The organism is Enterobacter sp. 5-4 (assembly GCF_000612205.1).
Classification (GTDB): Bacteria; Pseudomonadota; Gammaproteobacteria; order Enterobacterales; family Enterobacteriaceae; genus Enterobacter; species Enterobacter roggenkampii.
Genome location: NZ_JFHW01000006.1, coordinates 167,359 through 188,922 on the forward strand (window position 1 = coordinate 167,359; position 21,564 = coordinate 188,922).

21 protein-coding genes are annotated in these 21,564 nt (G+C 58.2%); 11 read left to right on the forward strand and 10 right to left on the reverse strand.

Annotated elements, in window-relative coordinates:
* Positions 1–14: 14 nt before the first annotated feature.
* A complete protein-coding gene (locus AA74_RS0102155; protein WP_023293714.1) occupies positions 15–965 on the reverse strand; it encodes a LacI family DNA-binding transcriptional regulator in 951 nt (316 codons plus the stop codon).
* A 293-nt stretch (positions 966–1,258) separates the two neighbouring features.
* Between AA74_RS0102155 and AA74_RS0102160 the strand changes: the two genes are divergently transcribed.
* The 6 genes from AA74_RS0102160 (at position 1,259) to AA74_RS0102185 (ending at position 7,172) form a co-directional block, all read left to right on the forward strand.
* Positions 1,259–1,573 (forward strand): PTS sugar transporter subunit IIB, encoded by a 315-nt coding sequence (locus tag AA74_RS0102160; protein WP_021242703.1) that lies wholly within the window; start codon positions 1,259–1,261, stop codon positions 1,571–1,573.
* 11 nt (positions 1,574–1,584) lie between these two features.
* The gene (locus tag AA74_RS0102165) at positions 1,585–2,913 is read left to right on the forward strand and encodes a PTS sugar transporter subunit IIC (protein WP_025910681.1); all 1,329 of its coding nucleotides are present in this window, start codon (positions 1,585–1,587) and stop codon (positions 2,911–2,913) included.
* A 17-nt stretch (positions 2,914–2,930) separates the two neighbouring features.
* Positions 2,931–4,307 (forward strand): glycoside hydrolase family 1 protein, encoded by a 1,377-nt coding sequence (locus tag AA74_RS0102170; RefSeq protein WP_025910684.1) that lies wholly within the window; start codon positions 2,931–2,933, stop codon positions 4,305–4,307.
* Positions 4,308–4,312: 5 nt separating this feature from the next.
* On the forward strand, positions 4,313–4,615 hold the full coding sequence (locus AA74_RS0102175) for a PTS lactose/cellobiose transporter subunit IIA (protein ID WP_008500136.1): 303 nt from the start codon (positions 4,313–4,315) through the stop codon (positions 4,613–4,615).
* A 137-nt stretch (positions 4,616–4,752) separates the two neighbouring features.
* The gene (locus AA74_RS0102180; protein ID WP_023326394.1) at positions 4,753–6,132 is read left to right on the forward strand and encodes a carbohydrate porin; all 1,380 of its coding nucleotides are present in this window, start codon (positions 4,753–4,755) and stop codon (positions 6,130–6,132) included.
* 134 nt (positions 6,133–6,266) lie between these two features.
* Positions 6,267–7,172 (forward strand): EamA family transporter, encoded by a 906-nt coding sequence (locus AA74_RS0102185; RefSeq protein ID WP_025910689.1) that lies wholly within the window; start codon positions 6,267–6,269, stop codon positions 7,170–7,172.
* Between the two features lie 48 nt (positions 7,173–7,220).
* On the opposite strand, the gene nepI is transcribed toward AA74_RS0102185, so the two are convergent.
* From nepI to ivbL, 9 genes are all read right to left on the reverse strand, one after another.
* Positions 7,221–8,411: a purine ribonucleoside efflux pump NepI gene (nepI, locus tag AA74_RS0102190; RefSeq protein WP_025910692.1), complete on the reverse strand. Its 1,191-nt coding sequence runs from the start codon at positions 8,409–8,411 to the stop codon at positions 7,221–7,223.
* Positions 8,412–8,512: 101 nt separating this feature from the next.
* A complete protein-coding gene (locus tag AA74_RS0102195) occupies positions 8,513–8,965 on the reverse strand; it encodes a DUF1198 domain-containing protein (protein ID WP_008500140.1) in 453 nt (150 codons plus the stop codon).
* Between the two features lie 175 nt (positions 8,966–9,140).
* Positions 9,141–10,532 (reverse strand): hexose-6-phosphate:phosphate antiporter, encoded by a 1,392-nt coding sequence (gene uhpT / locus AA74_RS0102200; protein ID WP_025910697.1) that lies wholly within the window; start codon positions 10,530–10,532, stop codon positions 9,141–9,143.
* Between the two features lie 132 nt (positions 10,533–10,664).
* A complete protein-coding gene (locus AA74_RS0102205; RefSeq protein WP_025910699.1) occupies positions 10,665–11,984 on the reverse strand; it encodes an MFS transporter in 1,320 nt (439 codons plus the stop codon).
* Positions 11,977–13,482: a signal transduction histidine-protein kinase/phosphatase UhpB gene (gene uhpB, locus AA74_RS0102210; protein ID WP_025910702.1), complete on the reverse strand. Its 1,506-nt coding sequence runs from the start codon at positions 13,480–13,482 to the stop codon at positions 11,977–11,979. The genes AA74_RS0102205 and uhpB overlap by 8 nt, the downstream gene beginning before the upstream one ends.
* A complete protein-coding gene (gene uhpA, locus AA74_RS0102215; RefSeq protein WP_021242693.1) occupies positions 13,479–14,072 on the reverse strand; it encodes a transcriptional regulator UhpA in 594 nt (197 codons plus the stop codon). Before uhpA ends, uhpB begins: the two co-directional genes overlap by 4 nt.
* An 82-nt stretch (positions 14,073–14,154) precedes the next feature.
* Entirely contained in the window at positions 14,155–14,442 is a 288-nt protein-coding gene (gene ilvN, locus AA74_RS0102220; protein WP_008500144.1) for an acetolactate synthase small subunit, read from the reverse strand.
* Between the two features lie 3 nt (positions 14,443–14,445).
* On the reverse strand, positions 14,446–16,134 hold the full coding sequence (gene ilvB, locus AA74_RS0102225; RefSeq protein ID WP_025910705.1) for an acetolactate synthase large subunit: 1,689 nt from the start codon (positions 16,132–16,134) through the stop codon (positions 14,446–14,448).
* 106 nt (positions 16,135–16,240) lie between these two features.
* The gene (gene ivbL / locus AA74_RS1000000123315; protein WP_057979964.1) at positions 16,241–16,339 is read right to left on the reverse strand and encodes an ilvB operon leader peptide IvbL; all 99 of its coding nucleotides are present in this window, start codon (positions 16,337–16,339) and stop codon (positions 16,241–16,243) included.
* 339 nt (positions 16,340–16,678) lie between these two features.
* On the opposite strand from ivbL, the gene AA74_RS0102230 reads away from it, so the two are divergent.
* The 5 genes from AA74_RS0102230 (at position 16,679) to AA74_RS0102250 (ending at position 21,550) form a co-directional block, all read left to right on the forward strand.
* Positions 16,679–17,257 (forward strand): DUF3304 domain-containing protein, encoded by a 579-nt coding sequence (locus tag AA74_RS0102230; RefSeq protein WP_025910708.1) that lies wholly within the window; start codon positions 16,679–16,681, stop codon positions 17,255–17,257.
* Positions 17,245–19,653: a DUF2235 domain-containing protein gene (locus AA74_RS0102235; protein WP_025910711.1), complete on the forward strand. Its 2,409-nt coding sequence runs from the start codon at positions 17,245–17,247 to the stop codon at positions 19,651–19,653. The genes AA74_RS0102230 and AA74_RS0102235 overlap by 13 nt, the downstream gene beginning before the upstream one ends.
* A gap of 400 nt (positions 19,654–20,053) precedes the next feature.
* Entirely contained in the window at positions 20,054–20,143 is a 90-nt protein-coding gene (gene tisB / locus AA74_RS1000000122605; protein ID WP_008500146.1) for a type I toxin-antitoxin system toxin TisB, read from the forward strand.
* A 64-nt stretch (positions 20,144–20,207) separates the two neighbouring features.
* Positions 20,208–20,654: a GNAT family N-acetyltransferase gene (locus AA74_RS0102245; protein ID WP_025910712.1), complete on the forward strand. Its 447-nt coding sequence runs from the start codon at positions 20,208–20,210 to the stop codon at positions 20,652–20,654.
* A 62-nt stretch (positions 20,655–20,716) separates the two neighbouring features.
* The gene (locus AA74_RS0102250; RefSeq protein WP_025910714.1) at positions 20,717–21,550 is read left to right on the forward strand and encodes an EamA family transporter; all 834 of its coding nucleotides are present in this window, start codon (positions 20,717–20,719) and stop codon (positions 21,548–21,550) included.
* Positions 21,551–21,564: the final 14 nt, after the last annotated feature.

Below are 21,564 nucleotides of genomic sequence, written 5' to 3' on the forward strand. Positions count from 1 at the left end.
CCTACACAACATGTTTAACGCTTACGCACATCTGGAATGATCAAATCCCCGCGCAGCACATACGAGCCCAGCATCTGCGTTTTCTCCGTCAGCCAGCTCACGATACGCGCCGCCATCGCATCCATAGAATATTCAATCGCCGGGATCACCGGAATACCCGGCAGGTGCAGCGATCCGGCCAAGCTAAAGACCATAATGTCGTCCGGCACGGATTTGTTAAACGCCTGCAGCTGCGGGATCACCCGCTGGGCTTCCTGCTCGTCCGCCACCAGCAGCGCGTTGAAGTTCAGCGTGCTGGCGTTATTCAGCAGCTCCTGTAGCGCAACGGACGACGAGGTCGCGTCCATGAACACAAGGTTGCGATTAAAGGGCAGGAAATTTTTCTCCAGCGCGTGCTTGTAGCCGAGCAGCACCTGGTCAGCAAAACCGCTGCCGTGCGGATGGATCAGGGCAATCTGGCGTCGCCCCTGGCTGGTCAGGTAGTTACAGGCGGTTTCGGCGGCAAAGGCGTGATCGAACTGGATGCTGTTGGAATTATCAGACTCCATGCAGTCCACCAGAATGACGTTGTCCATATCGACGTCCAGCGGGAAACGCGCGCCAATCACCAGGATGTCATCGCAAAGCCCGCAGGAGAGTTCCTCAAGAGCGTGCATCACTTCCGCTTTGCTGTGCGCGAAACGCAGCAGCAGGTGTTTTTGATGCTGGCTGAGCTGTTTTTCCAGCGCGTAGAGATAACCGGTGGTCTGGTTAATGTTTTCCTGGGCGCAAATCACCCCGATACAGCCCGTCGACTGGCTCAGCAGCGACTGGGCAATCACGTTAGGCCGGTAGTTCAGCTCATCCACTGCCTTCAGAACGGCCTGACGGCTGGCTTCCTTTACGCCACGCGACCCACTCAACACTCGCGATACCGTGGCTTTAGACACCCCGGCAAGACGTGATACATCATTGATTGTCGACATCTCTTTCCCCTGGCAGGCTTACCTCGCGCCTGCAAATTCCATGACCGCTTCGGCTCACATTATAGCCAGAGCGGAGTATATCCGTTTCCGTTTTCCATGGAAACCGATTTTCCGTTTCCACTCCAAATGATGTCAAAACAGCCAAATTATGTGACCTGCATCCGGTTAATTAGCCTCATAAGTATTGGATCTTGATGGTTGTCACAGTTCTGTCTTTTATGAATGGAAACCGGTTTCCGTATCATGTCCAATCATCCTCGCAATAACTTTTTACATTTAGAGGATGGTTGTCGATGTTCAAGATTATGCTGTGCTGCTCTGCCGGGATGTCCACCAGCCTGTTGGTCAGCAAAATGGTCGATGTCGCGAAAGAACGTGGTTTGTCGGTGAAGATTGATGCGTACGGTGTTTCCGAATTTGATACGCAGTTTCCGCAATACCAGGTGGTACTTCTCGGACCGCAAGTGAAATACATGTTACAGACACTCTCAGACAAGGCGGCGACGCATGGCATTCCGGTGCAGCCCATCGACATGATGGACTACGGCATGCAGCGTGGCGATAAAGTACTGGACTTTGCTCTGTCGCTCATCGAAGCGGCACACTAAAAGGTGTTCACATGAGTTCGTTATATCAATCCATGGTTGCGGTGATTGAGCAGTCAATTACCCCGCTGGCCGCGAAGCTCGGTCAGCAAAAGTACGTGATTGCCATCCGCGACGGCTTTACCGCCGCGCTGCCGTTTATGATCATCGGCTCGTTTATGCTGGTGTTCATCTTCCCGCCGTTCTCGGCGGATACCACTAACAGCTTCGCCCGCGGCTGGCTGGATTTTTCCCAAACCTACCGCGAACAGCTGATGCTGCCGTTTAACCTCAGCATGGGCGTGATGACCTTCTTCATCTCGGTAGGGATTGGGGCGAGCCTGGGGCGTCAGTTTAACCTCGACCCGGTGATGTCCGGCCTGCTGGCCTTTATGGCCTTCCTGCTGGTCGCCGCGCCGTATGCCGACGGCAAAATCTCAACCCAGTACCTCTCCGGCCAGGGCATCTTCACCGCCCTGATCGCCGCCATTTACTCAACCCGCGTGTACGCCTGGCTGAAGCAGAACAACGTCACCATCCGCCTGCCGAAGGAAGTGCCCACCGGCGTGGCGCGTTCGTTTGAGATCCTGATCCCGGTGATGGTGGTGATCGGCACGCTGCACCCGCTGAACCTGTTCATTGAAGCGCAGACCGGGATGATTATCCCGCAGGCGATCATGCACCTGCTGGAGCCGCTGGTGTCCGCGTCTGACTCCCTGCCCGCCATTCTGCTCTCCGTGCTGCTGTGCCAGATCTTCTGGTTCGCGGGTATCCACGGCTCGCTGATTGTTACCGGCATCATGAACCCGTTCTGGATGGCGAACCTCTCGGCAAACCAGGCGGCACTGGCCGCAGGCGCGGCGCTGCCGCACGTTTATCTGCAGGGTTTCTGGGATCACTACCTGCTGATTGGCGGCGTCGGTTCCACCCTGCCGCTGGCCTTCCTGCTGCTGCGCAGCCGCGTTACCCACCTGCGCACCATCGGCAAAATGGGCGTCGTGCCAAGCTTCTTTAACATCAATGAACCCATTCTGTTCGGCGCGCCGATCATCATGAACCCGATGCTGTTTATCCCGTTTGTGTTTGTTCCGCTGGTCAACGCCTGCCTGGCGTACGGCGCAACCAAGCTCGGCTGGCTGGCACAGGTGGTCTCGTTAACCCCGTGGACTACGCCCGCGCCGATTGGCGCCTCGTGGGCGGCGAACTGGGCGCTGAGCCCGGTGGTAATGTGCCTCGTCTGCATGGTGATGTCGGCGCTGATGTACCTGCCGTTCCTGCGCGCCTATGAGCGTACGCTGATTAAAAACGAAGAGCAGAAAGCCCAGGCTGCAACCGTGGGTGCCGCTGAAGCCACAAGCAATTAAGTCAAAGAGGAAGGGTCATGAAATACGCATTTCCCGATAACTTCTGGTGGGGCAGCGCAAGCTCCGCTCTCCAGACGGAAGGGACACGAGAGGGTGAAACCACGTGGGACTACTGGTTTGCCCGCGAGCCGAACCGTTTTCACAACGGCGTGGGGCCGCAGCACACCTCCACGTTTTATCAGCACTGGAAAACGGACATTCAGCTGTTAAAACAGCTGAACCACAACAGCTTTCGTACCTCGATTAGCTGGGCGCGCCTGATCCCCGACGGTATCGGTGAAGTGAACCCGGACGCGGTCGATTTTTATAATCAGGTCATTGATGAGCTGAATGAACAGGGCATCACGCCGTTTATCACCCTGTTCCATTTCGACATGCCGATGGCGATGCAGGAAATTGGCGGCTGGGAAAACCGTGACGTGGTGGACGCGTACGCCCGCTATGCGCAGATTTGCTTCGAGCTGTTCGGCGACCGCGTGCTGCACTGGTTTACCTTCAACGAGCCGATCGTGCTGGTGGAAGGCGGTTATCTGTACGACTTCCACTACCCCAACGTAGTGGATTTCCGCCGGGCGGCCACCGTGGCGTATCACACGGTGCTGGCCCATGCGAAGGCGGTTCAGGCCTACCGCGCCGGGCACTACGCGGGGGAGATCGGCATCGTGCTGAACCTGACGCCGTCGTATCCGCGTTCGCAGAACCCGGCAGACGTGAAGGCGGCGCACGTTGCGGATCTGATGTTTAACCGCAGCTTCCTCGACCCGGTCCTGCGCGGCGAATACCCGGCCGATCTGGTGGCGCTGCTGAAATCTTACGACCAGCTGCCCGCCTGCAAGCCGGAAGACGGTTTCCTGATTGCGGAAGGGAAAATCGACCAGCTCGGCATTAACTACTATCAGCCGCGTCGCGTGAAGTGTCGCGACAGCGCGGTGAACCCGCAGGCGCCGTTTATGCCGGAATGGTTCTTTGATAGCTACGAGATGCCGGGCCGCAAGATGAACCCCTACCGCGGCTGGGAAATCTACGCGCCGGGTATTTACGATATTCTGATTAACCTGCGCGACAATTACGGCAACCCCCGCTGCTTTATTTCTGAAAACGGCATGGGCGTCGAAAACGAACAACGCTTTATTGAAAATGGCCAGATTAACGATCAATACCGCATCGAGTTTATTTCCGAACATTTAGCCTGGCTGCATAAGGGTATTAGCGAAGGGTGCAATTGTCTTGGTTACCATATGTGGACGTTTATTGATAACTGGTCGTGGTGTAACGCGTATAAAAATCGCTACGGATTTATCCAGCTCGATTTAAAGACGCAGCAGCGCACCATTAAGAAAAGCGGGGAGTGGTTTGCCGCCACCGCCTTAAATAATAGCTTTGATAAAGAGTAATGATGATGATCGCACTAGAAGAAGCCGTAATGGAAATTATCGTCAATGCCGGGCAGTCCCGCAGCCTGTGCTTTGAAGCGCTGCACGCGGCGCGTCAGGGCAACATTGACGAGGCCAAAAGCCTGCTGCGCGAAGCCGACGGCTACGCGCGTCAGGCGCATAAAATGCAGACCAAACTGATTGAGCAGGACGCGGGCGAAGCCCGCCAGCCAATGACGTTAATCATGGTGCACGCGCAGGATCATTTAATGAACTCCTTATTAGCGCGTGAATTATCCGAAGAAATTATTCATTTATATCAGAGATAGTCTATGGCGAAATAAATTACTGTAATACCTCTGTACCTTAAATAGAAATCCACTTGTTCTGATGATAGCGACATATTCTGTCAGATCGGAGCGGGATGGTTATTGTCTGAATAAAATTAAACTATATTGAGATAACCATGAATACGATTAAAAAACTTCCATTAACCATGGCGGTTATCGCCGCGCTTTGCCCAATTTCCGTGCTCGCCCAGGAATTCACGCAGGAGCAAATCGACGCCATTGTGGCGAAAGCGGTGGATAAAGCCCTGGCCGAACGTCAGGCCAAAATGGATGCCGCCGTCGCGAAAAAAGCGGACGTGGTGACCGAGCCGCAAAGCGCGGCGCAATCCCCGGACATGGCGATTCCGTTCGGCATTAAATTTACCGGCTACGCCCGCTACGGCGCGCACTTCCAGGCCGCCGATCAGAAATATGTGGCGGTGGATGGCTCCTACAACGGCGCGTCCGCGATCGGTCGTCTGGGTAACGAAGGCAACGGCGGCGAGTTCCAGCTCTCTAAAGCCTTCAAGGGAGAAAACGGCGCCATCTGGGACATCAACGTGATGATCGACCACTGGGGCGACGAAGTTAACCTGAAAAAGGCCTACGCGGGGGTGACCAACATTATGGCCTCCAACCCGAACGCCTATTTCTGGGCCGGTCGCGACTTCCACCAGCGTCCGCAGCAGGGCATCAACGATTACTTCTGGATGAACCACGACGGCCAGGGCGCCGGGGTGAAGAACTTCGATATCGGCGGCGTGCAGTTTGACGTCGCTGCCGTGGCGGCAGTGGAATCCTGTAGCCCGGAAGTGATGGAAGACGAAGCGAACCCGTCACGCATCACCTGTACCGGCGGGTCCGGCACGGGCGACAAAGGTAACTACGCGGCCACCTCTAAAATCCACGGCATGAAGCTCGGTCCGCTGGATCTGGAGCTGTACGCCAACTACGGCTTTGATTCAAAAGCGGTGGAGAGCGACGAGCGTCTGAACGCCTGGCAGGGCGGCGTGGTGCTGAGCCACACCAACGACAGCGGCGTGAACAAGGTGATTGCCCGCTACTCCGATAACTCGGACAACAGCGTGTTCAATAAAACCGAAGACCTGACCACGGTCTACGCCAGCTTCGAAGGGCTGTACAAATTCACCCAGGCCACGCAGGTGGAGTACATCCTCGCCTTCCACGACTACGACAACAGCCGTGATAAGACCGACAACCGTAAGAACTACAACGCCATCGTGCGTCCGATGCACTGGTGGAACGACGTTCACTCCACCTGGCTGGAAGCGGGCTGGCAGCACGTGGATTACGACAACGGCGGCGACAACAAGGGCTGGAAGCTGACCCTGTCGCAGAACATGTCTATCGCCATGGGGCCGGAGTTCCGTCCGATGCTGCGCTTCTACGTGACCGGCGGCAAGGTGGATAACGCACGCACCGCGCGCGTGAACAACACCAAAGACGAGACGCTCGACGACTTTAACGTCGGCGCGATGTGGGAGGCGTGGTTCTAGTAAAGCGTCGTTTGTTTCGCCCGGCGGCGCTGCGCTTGCACGGGCCTACAAGGTTTTGTAGGCCGGGTAAGCGTAGCGCCACCCGGCAAGATCCCATGTTATGCTACAAAAAAACCAACATAACAGGGGAGAAAATGGGTTCCACACGTAAAGGGATGCTGAACGTCCTGATCGCCGCCGTTTTATGGGGCAGTTCCGGCGTTTGCGCGCAGTACATCATGGAGAAAAGCCACATTTCTTCGCCTTACCTGACCATGGTTCGCCTGCTGTTTACCGGCGTGATCCTGCTGACGCTCTCCTTCGTTCACGGCGACAAGATTTTCTCGGTCATCAAACATCGCAAAGACGCCCTCAGCCTGCTGTTTTTCTCGCTGGTCGGCGCGCTCACCGTGCAGCTCACCTTCCTGCTGACGATTGAAAAATCCAACGCCGCGACGGCCACCGTGCTGCAGTTTCTGTCGCCAACGATTATCGTGGCATGGTTCGCGCTGGCGCGGAAAAAGCGCCCCGGCGTGTTTGTTTTGTCCGCGATTGTGACCTCGCTTGTCGGGACGTTCCTGCTGGTCACCCACGGCGACCCAACCTCGCTCTCCATCTCGCCTGCCGCCCTGTTCTTCGGCATCGCCTCGGCGTTTGCCGCCGCGTTTTACACCACCTATCCGTCAACGCTGATTGCCCGCTACGGCACATTGCCGATTGTCGGCTGGAGTATGTTGATTGCCGGATTAATGCTGACGCCGTTCTACGCCGGACGCGGCACCATCTTCGTGATCGACGGCGGCCTGCTGCTGGCGTTTTTCTACCTGGTGGTGATTGGCACCGCGCTGACGTTCAGCCTGTATCTGAAAGGCGCACAGATGATCGGCGGGCCGAAGGCGAGCATCCTGAGCTGCGCCGAACCCTTGAGCAGCGCGCTGCTGTCGGTGATTTTGCTGGGCGTGGCGTTTACCCTGCCGGACTGGCTGGGGACGCTGCTGATCGTGTCGTCGGTGGTGCTGATTTCGATGGATTCGCGTAGAAGGGTTAAGGCATCGGCGTAGCCTGATGCCCTCACCCCAACCCTCTCCCACGGGAGAGGGAGAAAAACACTACTTCGCTTTAACCTTCCCCGCCACCAGCAGCGCCGTCAGCAGCATCAGCGTACCGGAAATCACCAGCGGTGACGTCAGCCCCAGATGGTCGAGCGCCACGCCGCCAATGGCCGCGCCGCAGGTGTTCGCCAGCTGGATCACCGCCACCTGAATCGACCCGGCTTTTTCCGCCTGATCGGCAAGCGAGCGGGTGATCCACGTCGACCAGCCCACCGGCACCAGCGCAAAGGCAAAGCCCCAGATAATCGCAATGGCAGACGCGACCCACTTATCGCTGCCCCACAGCACCAGCACCGTGGCGCTTGCCGCCAGCACCAGCGGCGCACCCGCCAGCGCCACCTTCAGGGAGCGTTTCAGGAACTGCGACGACAGCGAGGTACCGACAAAGCTGGCGATACCGAAGCTCAGCAGCACCAGCGTCAGGCCGTCTACGTCAAAGCCCGCCATGGTCATAAACACCGGGCGGATATAGGTAAAGAAGGCAAACTGCCCGGCAAAGGCCATGAAGATGGCGGTCATCCCCGCCAGCACGCCGGGGCGCTTGAGCAGCGCGAACATGTTCTGCTTATGGTGCGCCGCTTCGCCCGGCAGGGACGGCAGCGCTTTCCATACCCAAATGATGCAGAGCAGGCCCATCACCGCCGCGGCGTTGAAGACGTTACGCCAGCCGATAATCCCGCCGAGGAAGCTGCCTAACGGCGCGGCGATCACCAGCGCGATGGAGACCGCGCCAAAGATAACGGAAAGCGCTTTTGGCACCGTCCGCGCGGGCACCAGGCGCATGGTGAGCGAGGCCGACATCGCCCAGAAGCCGCCGAGCCCCAGCCCCAGGCAGGCGCGACCGAGCAGCAGCAGGGTGAAGCTTTCCGCGAAGGAGACCAGCAGGCAGGAGAGCGTCAGCAGCACGCTGAACAGTATGACCACCTTGCGGCGGTCGATGGTGCCAATCACCTGGGTGATAAACAGGCTGGCGAACATCGCCACGAAGGCGGTGACGGTAACGGACTGCCCCGCCACGCCTTCGGAAATGCCCAGATCCTGCGCCATCGGCGTCAGCAGGCTCACCGGCAGAAACTCAACGGTAATCAGGCAGGCGACGCAGAACGCCACGGAGAAAACCGCCGACCAGTTGGGGCGAGTAACCTCTTTGGTCTGCGGTCGGGTCGTGGGCTGGATATGTTCTGTCATGGCGTCACCTGAAGATAAAAACGTGCGGAAAAGTCGCGCAGTTTATCATCAAAAGTGTGACGAATTTAACGTTTAGACAACTTTTGTGGTTTTAGAGGGGATCAGTGCAGGTAAAACACGCCCTCTTCCGGCAGGAAGAGCTGGTTATAGCGTAGCTGGAAGGCGTTCAGCTCCTGCGGATCGGGCTCCATCTCGCGCATAAAGCCGAGCGCCAGACGAATTTGCGCATCGGTGATCGGCGCGGCCAGGCGGGCTTTACGCAGCAGGCGGTGCCACGTGTGCAGGTTCTCTTCACTGCCGTCGACAATGCAGACCTGCCAGATCAGCAGCACCTGCGCGGCGTTTTGCAGATGCGCCTCGTCCGGCCGTTCAAGGTAGCGGATAAACTCATTGCCCGGCGTTTTACCGAACTGATCGATCATCGACTCAACCGGCATCGGGGTGATGCCAAGACGCTCGCTTAAACGTTTGATGGCGCGGCGGGAATCTGAGGTCAGGACGCGAAATCCCACCACAAAGACCACGGCAAGCGTTGCCAGCATTATCCAGACCATGCGTTCTCCTTTGACTAGCCGCTCATCATAGCGGGAAACGCACGGCGTCAACAGCGGGCATAACCAGAATAGTGCTCTGAAAAGACGTTGCGGAATGGGGGATCAGGTATTAACGCCGTTGGCGCAAATAAAAAAGCCCGGCATCACACACCGGGCAAAGAAGTTACCTGCACACTCAGGCTGTTTTTAATTTCTGCGCGCGATTTTCACGGCGAATTTTACGTTCTTCCAGCACCGCGACCATCGCCATCAGGACGATACAGCCGATCGCTGCCGCATCCAGCGCCGCGAAGGTGCCCGCCCAGCCGGTGAGGCCGAAAATTGGCGTGCCGTCGGCGATCATCCCCAGACCCAGCTTGGCAAAGCTGTCGCCGATCAGATAGGCGAAGGTGCCTTTAATCCCATCGGCGGCGCCGATCGCTTTTTTCGGTACGAAGCCCACTGCCGCCACGCCGATCAGCAGCTGCGGACCAAACACCAGGAAGCCGAGCGCGAACAGGGATGCGAGGTAAACGTACTGGTTGCTGGCGTGCTGGTAGATGCCGAGGGTGGCGATAATCAACGCCAGCGCGATGCAGGCCACCAGCGCGCGACGGCCGTTGGCGAGGTCGGAGAGCCAGCCCCACAGCAGCGTGCCGACCAGCGCGCCCACTTCGAACAGGGTGAAGCCCTGAATTGCTACTTCTTTAGAAAGCTTCAGCTCCTGGAAAGCATACACGGTTGACCACTGGTCAATGCCGATACGCACCACGTAGAGGAAGATGTTTGAGAAGCAGAGCAGCCAGATCACTTTGTTTTTCAGCACGTACTCAACAAAGATCTGCCATTTGGTCATCTCGTTCTCTTCGGTCTCTTTGTCCTCTTCGCTGATCTCCTCGCCGAACAGCTCTTCCGCTTTGCCGAGGCCGTACGATTCCGGGGAGTCGCTGCCGTAGCGAAGGCCGATAAAGCCGACAATCAGGGCGATAATCGACGGGAAGATAAACATCCCGATGACGTGGCCGTCGAACAGGTAGTTTGCGCCGAACAGCGCCACGCCAGCCGCGCCCGCCCCGCCGAGGTTGTGGGAGATGTTCCACATGCCGAGGTAGGAACCACGCTTGCGGCGCGGGGTCCATTTGGTAATGGTGGAGTAGCTGCACGACCCGCCGGTACTCTGGAAGAAACCGCTCAGGGCGTAGAAGGCGATCATCAGGAACAGGCTAACGGAACCCGCGCCCATGCTGGCGCTGAAGCCGAGCATACAGATGGCGGAGAGGATCAGCATAAACGGCAGGAACTGCTTGGTGTTTTTGCCGTCTGCATAGTACGAGACAACGGTTTTCCCCACGCCGTAGGTGATGGAGAAGCCCAGGCCAATCATCCCCAGCTGCGTCATGCTCAGCCCGTAGGTCGAGATCATGTCGTTCTGCGCGATGTTAAAGTTTTTGCGGATCAGATACATGGTCAGGTAGCCGATGAAGACCACCAGATAGGACTGCATGAACGGTTTGAACCACATCTTGCGCCGCACGTCGAGCGGCAGATCCAGAGTCGGCTTGCGCACCTGGTTTAAGAAGGCCAGCATGGTTGGTTTACTCCTGAGCTGATTTTTGCAGCATTGTAAAAATCAGCCGGGAGAGATGCCTGAGACAGCGTCCAGGTAAAACCGGGAAAATTTCCTAGTTTTGCGCCACTCGGGGCGAAAAGGTGAAGCGCATCACATCACGCTGGCTTCGCGCGGAGCCTGCGCGTGCAGGAAAGGCAGCAGCAGCAGGGCGGAAATGCCCGCCGCGATGGCGATCACCGCGAAGAAACCGCTCCAGTGCCAGACGTCGATGACCCGCGCCAGCGGCCAGCCGGAGAGCGATGCGCCGAGATAGGCAAACAGCCCGACAAAGCCCGTCGCCGCGCCTGCCGCCTCCTTGTGCGAGCACTCCGCCGCCGCCATGCCGATGAGCATCTGCGGGCCAAACACGAAGAAGCCGGTGGTGAAGAAGCACGCCGCCTGCATGACGTAGCTGGCGAACGGCATCAGCCACAGCGAGCCGACGGAGAGCAAGATCCCGGCGGCAAAGATCAGGTTCATCGGGCCGCGGTTGCCGTTGAACAGCTTATCCGAGCCCCAGCCCGCCACCAGCGCGCCGATAAACCCGCCCAGCTCGAACATCGTCACCGCCGAGTTGGCGGTCACCAGGTCCACGCCGAGCGTCTCGGACATGTACAGATTGCCCCAGTCGTTGATGGCCGCGCGCACCACGTAGACCAGCACGTAGCAGAGCGACAGCAGCCAGATGTACGGGTTTTTCAGCACGTATTTGGTGAGGATCTCCCTGCGGGTCAGCCCCGCGCCCTCCTGCTGCTGGGCAATCTCCATCTCGTCGTGCCGCCAGTCGCCCACCGCAGGCAGGCCCACGGTCTGCGGCCTGTCGCGCAGGCGCCAGCAGAGGAACAGCCCGGCGACAATCGCCAGGCCACCCGCAATCATCATCCCCGCGCGCCAGCCGTAGTGCAGCGCCGCGGCCCCCACCACCATCGGGATCAGCGCCCCGCCGACGTTGTGCGCGGTGTTCCAGACGGCCCACCAGCCGCCGCGTTCGTTGCGTGAGTACCAGGCGGTGAGCAGACGCGCGCAGACCGGCGCGCCCCAGCCCTGGAAGAAGGCGTTCAGCGCCCACAGCAGGGCAAAGGCCCACAGCGAGGTGGAGAAGCCAAACAGAATATTCACCACGCCGGTGGCGATCAGCCCAACGCCCATGAAATAACGGGCATTTGAGCGATCGCTGACGATGCCGGAGAAGAACTTCGACAGGCCGTAGGTGATGTAGAACAGCGTCGCCAGCAGGCCGATGTCGGTGCGCGTCATCACACCGCTGGCAAGGATTTCCGGCGCGGCGGCGTTGAAACTTTTACGGGTGAAGTAGAACAGCGCGTAGCCGAGCCAGATGGTAATCAGAATATGACGCCGCCAGTAGCGGTAGCGGGCGTCGATCTCCGCTTTGTTGCCTATCGGCGCGGCGTTTGCGGGGGTTTTAAACATGGTGGCTCCTTAGCGGCAGGCTGACGCTGACGCGCGTCCCGTGGGTGCAGGAGAGGCTCAGCGTGCCGCCGAGCGCCTTCACGCGCTCGCGCATGCCCGCCAGGCCAAAGCCCTGCTGGCCGGAGCCCGGCGGCAGGCCGCAGCCGTCGTCTTCAATCACCAGCATCAGGCGCTCGTCCTGCTGCCAGCCCTGGATCGTGACCGCGCTGGCGCTGGCGTGTTTGACGATATTGTTCAGCCCTTCCTGACAGACGCGGAACAGGGTTACGCGCTGGCCTTCGCTCAGGGCTGATTCGTTAATTCGCCAGTCGAGATGGCTGACAATGCCGCGGCTTTCCAGCTCCATCTCGCGCATCAGGGAGCGTACCGCCTGCTCCAGCGACAGGTCGTCAAGCTGGCGCGGCCGCAGCCTGCCGAGCAGGCGTCGCACCGAGTCATACACGCCCAGCGAAAGCTGTTCAATATGCGCCCCGCCCTGCTTCACGCCTGCGTTTTCTGCCGCCAGGCGCTGGACAATGCCCGCCTGGGTGCGGATGGCGGTAATGGTCTGCCCGATGTCATCGTGCAGCTCGCGGGCCACCTCCTGCCGCACGCTCTCTTCCGTCTCCAGCAGGCGTTCAGCCAGACGCCGGTTGCGCGCCAGCTCGGTCTGCAGGGACTGATTCAGCTCGCGCAGGCGCTGAATGCCCGCCCCGAGCAGGAGCCCGGTCAGGCTCTGGGCCAGCAGCGAGAGCAGCAGATCCACCGGATGGTCGTGCCAGGTCTGGCTGGCGATCAGCGCGATGGCGTTCATCAGGGTGGCGATCAGCGCCCCCTGCCAGCCGTAGTGCCAGGCCAGGGCGATAATCGGCAGAGCCAGGCAAAACGGCGTGAAGCGTGAAAGCTCGGCGGGCAGACCAAGCTGGAGCCAGAGGCTCACCACGAACAGCAGCAGATACCAGATGAGATGCCGGGCGCGCCAGTTCACCGGTTGGGACACCAGCCCCGGACCAAGCGGCTGCCAGACGGTGCTGGTGAGGTAGTGCCAGATCACGAGGCAGGTGGGTGCCAGCGTCAGGCCACCGGTGAGGGTCAGCAGCAGAGCGTTGAGCATCTCCTTGTCGCCAACCCACGGCAGGGACTGCAGCAGCGCGGCGGCAATCAGCGCCGCCCCCTGGCGCAGCAGCGTGCGCCAGTCGCGCTGGTGACGATAGCGGGAAATGAGGGCAACCGGGAGAAGCGTGAGCAGGCTTCCGGTCATCAATAAGGGCAGATGCGCGAGGGCCACTTCCTGCGCCAGCCAGACCAGCAGCAGCCACTCTGCGCCCAGCAAAACGGGCCAGTAGCCGCGCGGGCACTGGAGCATTAACCCCAGACGCAGGCCGAAGGGAAACAGCAGCACCGCCAGCTCAGGACGTTCCACCAGATGCAGGCTGATGCTCCACAGGCAGAACCACGCGGCGGAGAAGATAAAAAAGCTGGCGACGACGGCGATCAGCCGCGAAAAGACGGGACTCATTGCCAGCTGTCGAACATGCGGCGCGCCAGCTCGACGTCGTTGCTGACGTTGAGTTTTTCCATCAGGTTGGCGCGATGGACGTGCACGGTCTTCGGCGACAGATCCAGCTCGGCGGCAATCTCTTTTACCGACATCCCCTGCGCGAGCTTCTCAGCCACCTGACGCTCGCGCCGGGTGAGCGGATCCTGTCGTCCGGCCGCCAGCTTGATGGCGATTTCCGGCGTCAGGTAGCAGCCGCCGGTGGAGACGGTGCGCACGGCGGCAATCAGCTCGTCCGGGCTGCAGCGTTTAGAGAGGAAGCCGCGTGCGCCCGCGTTGAGCGCCTGCTCGACCAGCGCCGGACTGTCGTGGACCGAGAGCATAATGGTCGCCATTCCTTTCGGCAGCTGGCTTAGCAGCTCCAGCCCGGAGAGATCCGGCATCGAAATGTCGCAGATACAGACCTGCACCCCGCGCCCCGGCAGGCCCGCCAGCGCTTCGCGGCCGGAGCCAAACTCGGCCACGACCTGGAAATCCGGTTCGAGGTTGAGAAGCTGGGCAAAGCCAGAGCGGACGATAAGGTGGTCGTCGATAAGGGCGATGGTGGTCATGTGTGTTCCTGCGGTCTGAAAAAGCCGGATGGCGCTGCGCTTATCCGGCCTACAAGAGCGAAAGACGCTTACCTTAAGCGATCTATTCGAAGAACACCGCAATTTTGTTAAACATGGTGGGATCGGACTGGTTGCGCGCCACGTTGGTGACGTCCTCCAGCTTGTCGATCTGCGCCATCATCTGCTCCAGACGCTGGTCATCGTTGACCAGTAGCCAGATGCGGCTGTGCTCGCTGCCCTGAATCGGCAGACAGAGAATGCCTTCCACGTTAAACGCCCGGCGGGCAAACAGCCCGCAGACGTGGGTCATGACGCCAGGGTGGTTGCGGACGGTGAGTTCCAGAATGACGTTATCATGTTGTTTCTGCATGGCTTATTCTCCCACCATCTCAGTATTTGCCGCACCCGGCGGCACCATCGGATACACTTTTTGTTCAGGGTCGATACGCACGTGGATCAGCGCCGGTCCTGGGCGAGAAATCGCCGCCTGCAGCGCCGCGTGGGCATTCTCTTCCGCGTTCAGATCGCAGGTGTGCAGGCCAAAGCCGGCGGCAATCTGCATAAAGTTAATCATCCCCGGATAGGTCGCCGCAAACACGCCCTGCTTGTAGAACAGGCTCTGCTGCTGGTGCACCAGCCCCAGCGCCTCGTTGTTCATCAGGATGATTTTCACGTCTAACTGGTTTTCGGCCGCGGTCGCCATCTCCTGAATGTTCATCATCAGGCTACCGTCACCGGAGAAGCAGATGACCTTGCGGTCCGGATTCGCCAGCGCCGCGCCCACAGCTGCGGGCAGGCCAAAGCCCATGGTGCCGAGGCCGCCGGAGGTCAGCCACTGGCGCGGACGGTTCAGCGGGTAGGCCTGGGCGGTCCACATCTGGTGCTGGCCCACGTCGGTGGTGATAATCGCGCTGTCGTCCACGCAGGCGGCAACGGCGTTGATAAGACCATAGTGGCTCAGCGGGTCGCCTTCAGTTGGGATCGCGCCCGGGAACTCGCGCTGCAGATCGGCCACCAGCTGGCGCCAGTCGGCGCGATCGGTCGCGTCGGTTTGCGGGATCAGCTGCGCCAGCACTTCGGCTACGTCCCCCTGAATCGCCACGTGCGGCTGCTTGATTTTACCCAGCTCGGCGCGGTCGATATCCACGTGAATAATTTTCGCGTTCGGGCAGAACTCCTCGGTTTTGCCAATCGCCCGGTCATCAAAACGTGCGCCCATCACAATCAGCAAATCCGCCTCTTGCAGGATATAGTTGGTGCTGCGCGCGCCGTGCATGCCCAACATCCCCAGGGACAGCGGGTGCGCTTTTGGCAGCATACCCAACGCCATCAGGGTCATGGTGGTCGGCAGGTTGGCTTTTTCCGCAAACTGGCGGATTTCATCCGCAGCGTTAATCGCCCCGCCGCCCAGATAGAGCACCGGGCGTTTGGCGGCGTTAATCATGGCGGCGGCGTCGCGCACGCTCTCAGCGCTGAACTCCGGCGCGGGGGCACGCTCGCCCGGCTCCGGCAGCACGTCGATCTCGATCTCTGCGGTCTGGACATCCTTAGGAATGTCTATCCACACCGGGCCCGGGCGACCGGACTGCGCAATGCGGAACGCATCGCTGATAACCTGAGGAAGCTCGGCGATGTCGCGAACTAAATAGTTATGTTTGGTGATGGGGATAGAGATGCCGTAGGTATCCACTTCCTGGAACGCATCGGTACCGATCATCGAGGACGGCACCTGGCCGGTAATGCAGATCAGCGGAATGGAGTCGAGGCGCGCGTCGGCGATGGCGGTGACCAGGTTGGTTGCGCCCGGCCCGCTGCAGGCCATACAGACCGCCGGTTTACCCTGCGTGCGCGCCATGCCCTGAGCGATGAACCCCGCCCCCTGCTCGTGGCGCGCCAGCACGTGGCGGATCTGCGTGCTTTGGCTTAACGCATCGTACAGCGGCAGCACCGTGCCGCCAGGGATGCCCGCAACCGTGGTGATGCCCTGTCGCTCCAGCAGATGAACGATCAGCTGCGCGCCGGTAAAACGCGTCTTGGTGGATGTTGTGCCCGAACTTGCCATGCTCCAGTCCTTTTCTTCTGAGCCGACTTTCCGGGGAGGGTCCTAAACGAAAAACCCCGCCCGGTTTGCGCCGGCGGGGTTTTGGATTCGTGTGTTGATCCAGTCCCTACGGCGCATTGCCGACGACCACCACCACACGCACGACGACCACTGCGGCTGGTTGCGCAGTTTTTAGTAGGGTCGAAGTGAAGATGGATGAAGTCATTGGGGACCTGTGTTTGGAATCATTGATGGAATTTATACAAACACAGGTTTTCGGGCGTGACAATGGAAATATTTTCATCTGCGCAAAAATGCGTCAGGGATCACGTTTCGTTTGTTGGGTTTGCTCTCCGTTTTCACCTCTCAAATTTGCCCTAAACGCTATTAGGTTCAGTCACATATTAATTTCTTATGAAAATCTGAAAATAGCGGCTCGAGGGTATTGTCGCAGGCTTTATGTGGTTATGATTTCTTCGAACCTAAGAACAACTACAAAAATACTAGAGCGTGCCGAGGGATACAGGCGGGTGTTAAGGAAGACAACGTGAATAAGTTTTACACAATGCTTTTCGCGGCTTTGCTTTTACTGGCCGGGTGCGACCAGCCCGTAAAAACAGAACCAGCCCCGCCCGGCGGGGGCGGAACCATTGAAGCCATTAACCACACCAGCTGGGCCATCAACCGCTTCAGCGTTAACGGGCAGTCCGGCCTCGATATTATCGGCCCGTATTCGGGTGGCGGTGGAGGATGCTGCTTTGGCGTGAGCGGGCCGTGGAAGCCCGGAATGACGGTGCAGGTTGACTGGGAAACGGGCGTCGCGTTTGCCAGCGATGTGCCTGAGATCCCGCAGCCTGATGAACCAGATACCACCGGGATGAACCGGGATGAGCGTTACAAGGCATGGCAGGAATATGCAGATAAACGCCGTGAGTGGCGAGCAATAATCAAAGGGTTGAATAAAAAACATACTCAAAGCGTTCCGGTCCCCGATTACACCGGACAAAAAACCTGCGGTATTACCGTTCACTTCCTGCCCTGTGACCAGGTGAAGGTCACCACCAGCTGTGCCGACTACGGCAGCCCTGATTATCCCGTCAAAGACCCCGTGCATATGGAGAAGCCCAAAGTATGTCCAAACTGAACCCTGATAATGTCTGGTACCCTCCTGAGTTTCCGGAAAGAGGTAGATTACCTAGTACTAGATCTCACTTTGGGCAAAACTGCAGGGAACAAGGCCGTCTGGAAACGCAATACCATAACCAGCTTTGCACGGCTGCCAACCGACGCGTCTTGCCTCCCTGCTGTAAAACGCTCCATATCAGCCTTTTCTTTGACGGTACGGGCAACAACCTGAATCATGACCTCTATGAATCGACCCCGCCTCATCCGACCAATATCGCTCGCCTGTTCCGTTCCACCATAGGACAAGGCTATGCAGGGGGAACCGGCGCGCATAACGCAGAGCTGGTCGATCAGGAAGGCGTCGCGCACAACCAGTATTACAAATACTATATTCCCGGCGTGGGGACGCCTTTTCCGGAGGTGCTGGATCTCGACTTCAGTGATGCAGGCCTGAAATACGCAGCTTACGGCGAGGAGCGCATCAACTGGGGTCTGCTTCGGCTGGTAGACGCTCTGCGATGTACGCTTGGGCTTGGCAAGCTGAGCGATGAGGAAAACTGGCACTCCATTCAGGCTATGGCCACCAACTACTCACACTCCAACGTTCACGGAGAATACCTCCGCCACAGAGAGCTTTTCCGGCTGTTAAACGGGTTGGGTAAAACGCTGGAGACCGCGTTAACGCAGCCACCGCCAGGCACCTCTAAGCTGCTGGGAATCAAGCTCTATGTTTACGGTTTCTCGCGCGGAGCGGCCTCGGCCCGGGCCTTTGTTAACTGGCTTAACGCCCTGCTTTCGCCTTCCCGAGCAGGGGCCTTACAACCTTTTTACCTGGCGACAAAACAGGGTGAAATTCCGATTAGCATTGAATTTTTAGGTTTGCTGGATACGGTCGCTTCCGTAGGGATTGCCCATATTGCCCCGGTAGCGGAAGGTCATATGGGCTGGGCCGACGGAACGATGGAATTGCCGGACAATGCGCTGATTAAGCGCTGCGTGCATCTGGTTTCGGCTCACGATCAGCGGTTGTGCTTCCCACTCGATTCAATCTGTCGTGCTGACGGGCGATATCCTGAATATGCCGTAGAGGTGGTTTATCCTGGCATGCACTCTGATATTGGGGGCGGGTACCCACCAGGCGATCAGGGGAAAGCAAATGCTAATGTCGATGATTTCTTATTATCACAGCTTTGTTTAAACGACATATACGCAGCAGCCTTTACTTCAGGTGCCCCATTAAAAGTCCAAAAAGAGTCGCTCCCTGAAGATTTACAAAAAGATTCATGGAGAATTATGCCAGAAGCCCTGGTTGACGAATTTAGTACTGACCCCTTACTAATCCAACGCTTCAACGCCTGGCGCCAGCTCACTCTTGATTTACCTCCTTCCGAAAGTGGCGTTCCCGATGAACAGGCAACCCTCTACTCCCCCGTTCGCGCTCGGGTCAATATCATCGAAGCGCTTGAAAACCAAATCGGCTGGATAACCGCCTGGCGCATCAATCGCTACGCCCAGGAAACATTCCGGAGCCAGCGCTTTTATCACGACGCCGCAGCCAATAATCAAAATCAGGATAACGATCCTGGTAAAAGGGCGGAACGGGAAAGAGAACGCGAAAAACTACAAAAAGATGCAGAAAGAGAGCGAATTAAACAGCTCGGTAGCCATCCGCAGGGTCTGTTTGTCATGCTTAAAACAGGCCCAAAAGACTTTGATGCCTTGCTCGGGCAAACTCAGCTTTTACAGGCAGCATTCGAGTTCAAAGAAGACTATCAGGGCGTTTCTCGTACTCAGGCAAAAAGCACAACCTACGCCGTACTCGATTACTTCAAAGGCTTTGTTTTTGCCTTTAACCAGGATGATATTCCCGTTGAGTTTAAAAAGATCAAAGAGGCGGGGAAACAACATCTGGAAACACTGTTTCCACCACAAGGGGAACAGAGCAATGCCAATGACCCCTCAGGGCTGACTAGAGCGCTTTTTGATGACCAAATCCATGATTCCCGGGCCTGGTTTATGCACAGCGCGTTGGGCTCGCGCGAACCCTGGGGCAGTTATTTTATCTACCGTATGATCTATTTCGGCGAAGCGACGAGTAAACAGGTAAAGCCACTCTCCATGCTGGGCTATGTTGCAGGCCTGGGTTACCCCATCTCAACGCATGAGGTCCAGTTTCTGATTGAATTGCAAAACACCGGACAAGGGCCATCAGCATCCGTCGAACAACGCATTTCTGTCCTTGATGCCAGCACGGGATATCTGCTGGGGATATTGCAGGATAAAACCCGGCAAATACCCTGCGTTCACTACCCTGCCGCAATCCTGGCAGAGTGTCAAAAAGCGGAGGAAATGGCTTTTGAACAAAAGAGAGCCGCAATACAGTCGTACATTGAAAATATGAATTATTCCGACTAACAGAAAACAAAAAACCCCGCCTAAGCGAGGTTTTTATCAGGGTTTTGCGGTTGGTCGCCACAGAACACACTGTGTTACGTCAACGCAAAAAGTATACGCGATCGAAGACGAACGCGCAATTCCGGCACGGATTTTGACGTTTTTGAGTATGGATCGCCTTCCAGATTTTGTCCACAAAATACTGTTCATACGTACAGTATTTATCTATACTGAGGGTGTTCGCAGTGAGCGAGGGGGCCGCAGTTCTACCGGCGCAACGAAGTCCTGGCTGAAACGGGTGGTGCCGTCAGTGCCTTAACCCCTGAAGTGAGCACACTGTGTTACGTCAATCCAGGTGCTGGCAACAGGCGGCGGAAAGGTACGCCAGCATCGTGCTCCTTTTAACCAAAAGGAGACGCGTATGAGCGTAGTGGATATGGTGATACTTATCCTCAAACTCATTGTTGCAGTACTGCAACTGCTTGATGCTGTCCTGAAATTCGTTCGGTAATTCAGGTTCAAGTCGCACCTGAGAGGGGCGGGCAACCGCCCCTCTTTAATAACGAGGGAATGCTATGTCGCGTCTGTTAATTGAGCCTGTCACGCCCGACGAGCCGGGGTATATCGCCCTGAAGGCGGAAAGTATCGCACTGAATTTCAACATGCTGCGCAGGCTGGAAGAGAGCTGGCAGCGGGGTGAGAACCGCTTTAACGCGCCGGGTGAAAAGCTGCTGGGGGCGTTTCTCAACGGCAAGCTGGTCGGCGTGTGCGGTCTGAATCGCGATCCGTTCAGCCAGCAGCCGCGCGCCGGGCGTATTCGCCATCTCTACGTCAGCGAGAAGTGCCGCGGGCTGGGGATTGGCAAGCAGCTTTTAACCGTCGTGATGGCCGATGCCAGCATCTGGTTCGATTTCCTCAATACCCATGCGCCGGACGCTGCCTACGGGTTTTATCGCCGGGCAGGGTTTACGCTGGTCTCGGACGAACCGCGGGTGACGCACCGCCTTTTTTGTGCGGTATAAGCGGCTGGCAGCTTCAGGGCGTGAATGTTACAGTTGAGTGACAATTCACCACCCGACACGCCATGACCCTCACCGTATTCTGCATTTTACTCTTCGCCGCGCTGCTGCATGCCAGCTGGAACGCCATCGTCAAAGCCGGAACGGACAAGCTTTATTCTGCAATCAGCGTCAGCGGCTCCGCCACGCTGATTGCCCTGGTGCTGCTCCCCTTCTCTCCACAGCCCTCTGCCGCAAGCTGGCCGTTTTTGATCGTCTCCTGCGCCTTACAGGTGGTGTACACCGTGCTGGTCGCGAAGACCTATCAGGTTTCCGATATGAGCCAGACCTACCCGCTGATGCGCGGCACCGCCCCGCTGCTGGTGGCGCTGATCAGCGTGCTGGTGCTCGGCGATCGTCTCTCCTGGCTCGCCTGGTCCGGCATCGGGGTAATTTGCCTGTCGATTCTGGCGATGGCAATGAACGGGCGCATGCAGTCACGCAAGGGGATCTGGCTGGCGCTGCTGAACGCCTGCTTTATTGCGGGATATACGCTGGTGGACGGCACCGGCGTGCGGCTGTCGGAGACCGCGCTAGGCTATACGCTGTGGACCTTCTTTATGAACGGCTTCTGCCTGCTCGGCTGGGCGATGGTCGCGCGTCGACGCGAGGCATCCGGCTACCTGCGTCTGCACTGGAAAAAGGGGCTGCTCGGCGGCGTTGGCACCATGGGCTCTTACGGTCTGGCGCTGTGGGCAATGACGCAGGCACCGCTGGCGGTGGTCGCGGCGCTGCGGGAAACTTCCATACTCTTTGGCGCGCTGATCGCATTTTTGCTTTTAAAAGAAAAGGTTGCGGGCCTGCGCATCGCGGCGGCGCTGGGTATCGCCGGCGGCGCCATTCTGCTGCGCCTGGCGTAAAGCACTGGCAACAT

Bases quoted from the DNA above. Each gene is read 5' to 3' on its own strand.
- AA74_RS0102155 (WP_023293714.1), bottom strand. From the start codon at position 965: ATGTCGACAATCAATGATGTATCACGTCTTGCCGGGGTGTCTAAAGCC.
- AA74_RS0102160 (WP_021242703.1), top strand. From the start codon at position 1,259: ATGTTCAAGATTATGCTGTGCTGCTCTGCCGGGATGTCCACCAGCCTG.
- AA74_RS0102165 (WP_025910681.1), top strand. From the start codon at position 1,585: ATGAGTTCGTTATATCAATCCATGGTTGCGGTGATTGAGCAGTCAATT.
- AA74_RS0102170 (WP_025910684.1), top strand. From the start codon at position 2,931: ATGAAATACGCATTTCCCGATAACTTCTGGTGGGGCAGCGCAAGCTCC.
- AA74_RS0102175 (WP_008500136.1), top strand. From the start codon at position 4,313: ATGATCGCACTAGAAGAAGCCGTAATGGAAATTATCGTCAATGCCGGG.
- AA74_RS0102180 (WP_023326394.1), top strand. From the start codon at position 4,753: ATGAATACGATTAAAAAACTTCCATTAACCATGGCGGTTATCGCCGCG.
- AA74_RS0102185 (WP_025910689.1), top strand. From the start codon at position 6,267: ATGGGTTCCACACGTAAAGGGATGCTGAACGTCCTGATCGCCGCCGTT.
- nepI (WP_025910692.1), bottom strand. From the start codon at position 8,411: ATGACAGAACATATCCAGCCCACGACCCGACCGCAGACCAAAGAGGTT.
- AA74_RS0102195 (WP_008500140.1), bottom strand. From the start codon at position 8,965: ATGGTCTGGATAATGCTGGCAACGCTTGCCGTGGTCTTTGTGGTGGGA.
- uhpT (WP_025910697.1), bottom strand. From the start codon at position 10,532: ATGCTGGCCTTCTTAAACCAGGTGCGCAAGCCGACTCTGGATCTGCCG.
- AA74_RS0102205 (WP_025910699.1), bottom strand. From the start codon at position 11,984: ATGTTTAAAACCCCCGCAAACGCCGCGCCGATAGGCAACAAAGCGGAG.
- uhpB (WP_025910702.1), bottom strand. From the start codon at position 13,482: ATGAGTCCCGTCTTTTCGCGGCTGATCGCCGTCGTCGCCAGCTTTTTT.
- uhpA (WP_021242693.1), bottom strand. From the start codon at position 14,072: ATGACCACCATCGCCCTTATCGACGACCACCTTATCGTCCGCTCTGGC.
- ilvN (WP_008500144.1), bottom strand. From the start codon at position 14,442: ATGCAGAAACAACATGATAACGTCATTCTGGAACTCACCGTCCGCAAC.
- ilvB (WP_025910705.1), bottom strand. From the start codon at position 16,134: ATGGCAAGTTCGGGCACAACATCCACCAAGACGCGTTTTACCGGCGCG.
- ivbL (WP_057979964.1), bottom strand. From the start codon at position 16,339: ATGACTTCATCCATCTTCACTTCGACCCTACTAAAAACTGCGCAACCA.
- AA74_RS0102230 (WP_025910708.1), top strand. From the start codon at position 16,679: ATGCTTTTCGCGGCTTTGCTTTTACTGGCCGGGTGCGACCAGCCCGTA.
- AA74_RS0102235 (WP_025910711.1), top strand. From the start codon at position 17,245: ATGTCCAAACTGAACCCTGATAATGTCTGGTACCCTCCTGAGTTTCCG.
- tisB (WP_008500146.1), top strand. From the start codon at position 20,054: ATGAGCGTAGTGGATATGGTGATACTTATCCTCAAACTCATTGTTGCA.
- AA74_RS0102245 (WP_025910712.1), top strand. From the start codon at position 20,208: ATGTCGCGTCTGTTAATTGAGCCTGTCACGCCCGACGAGCCGGGGTAT.
- AA74_RS0102250 (WP_025910714.1), top strand. From the start codon at position 20,717: ATGACCCTCACCGTATTCTGCATTTTACTCTTCGCCGCGCTGCTGCAT.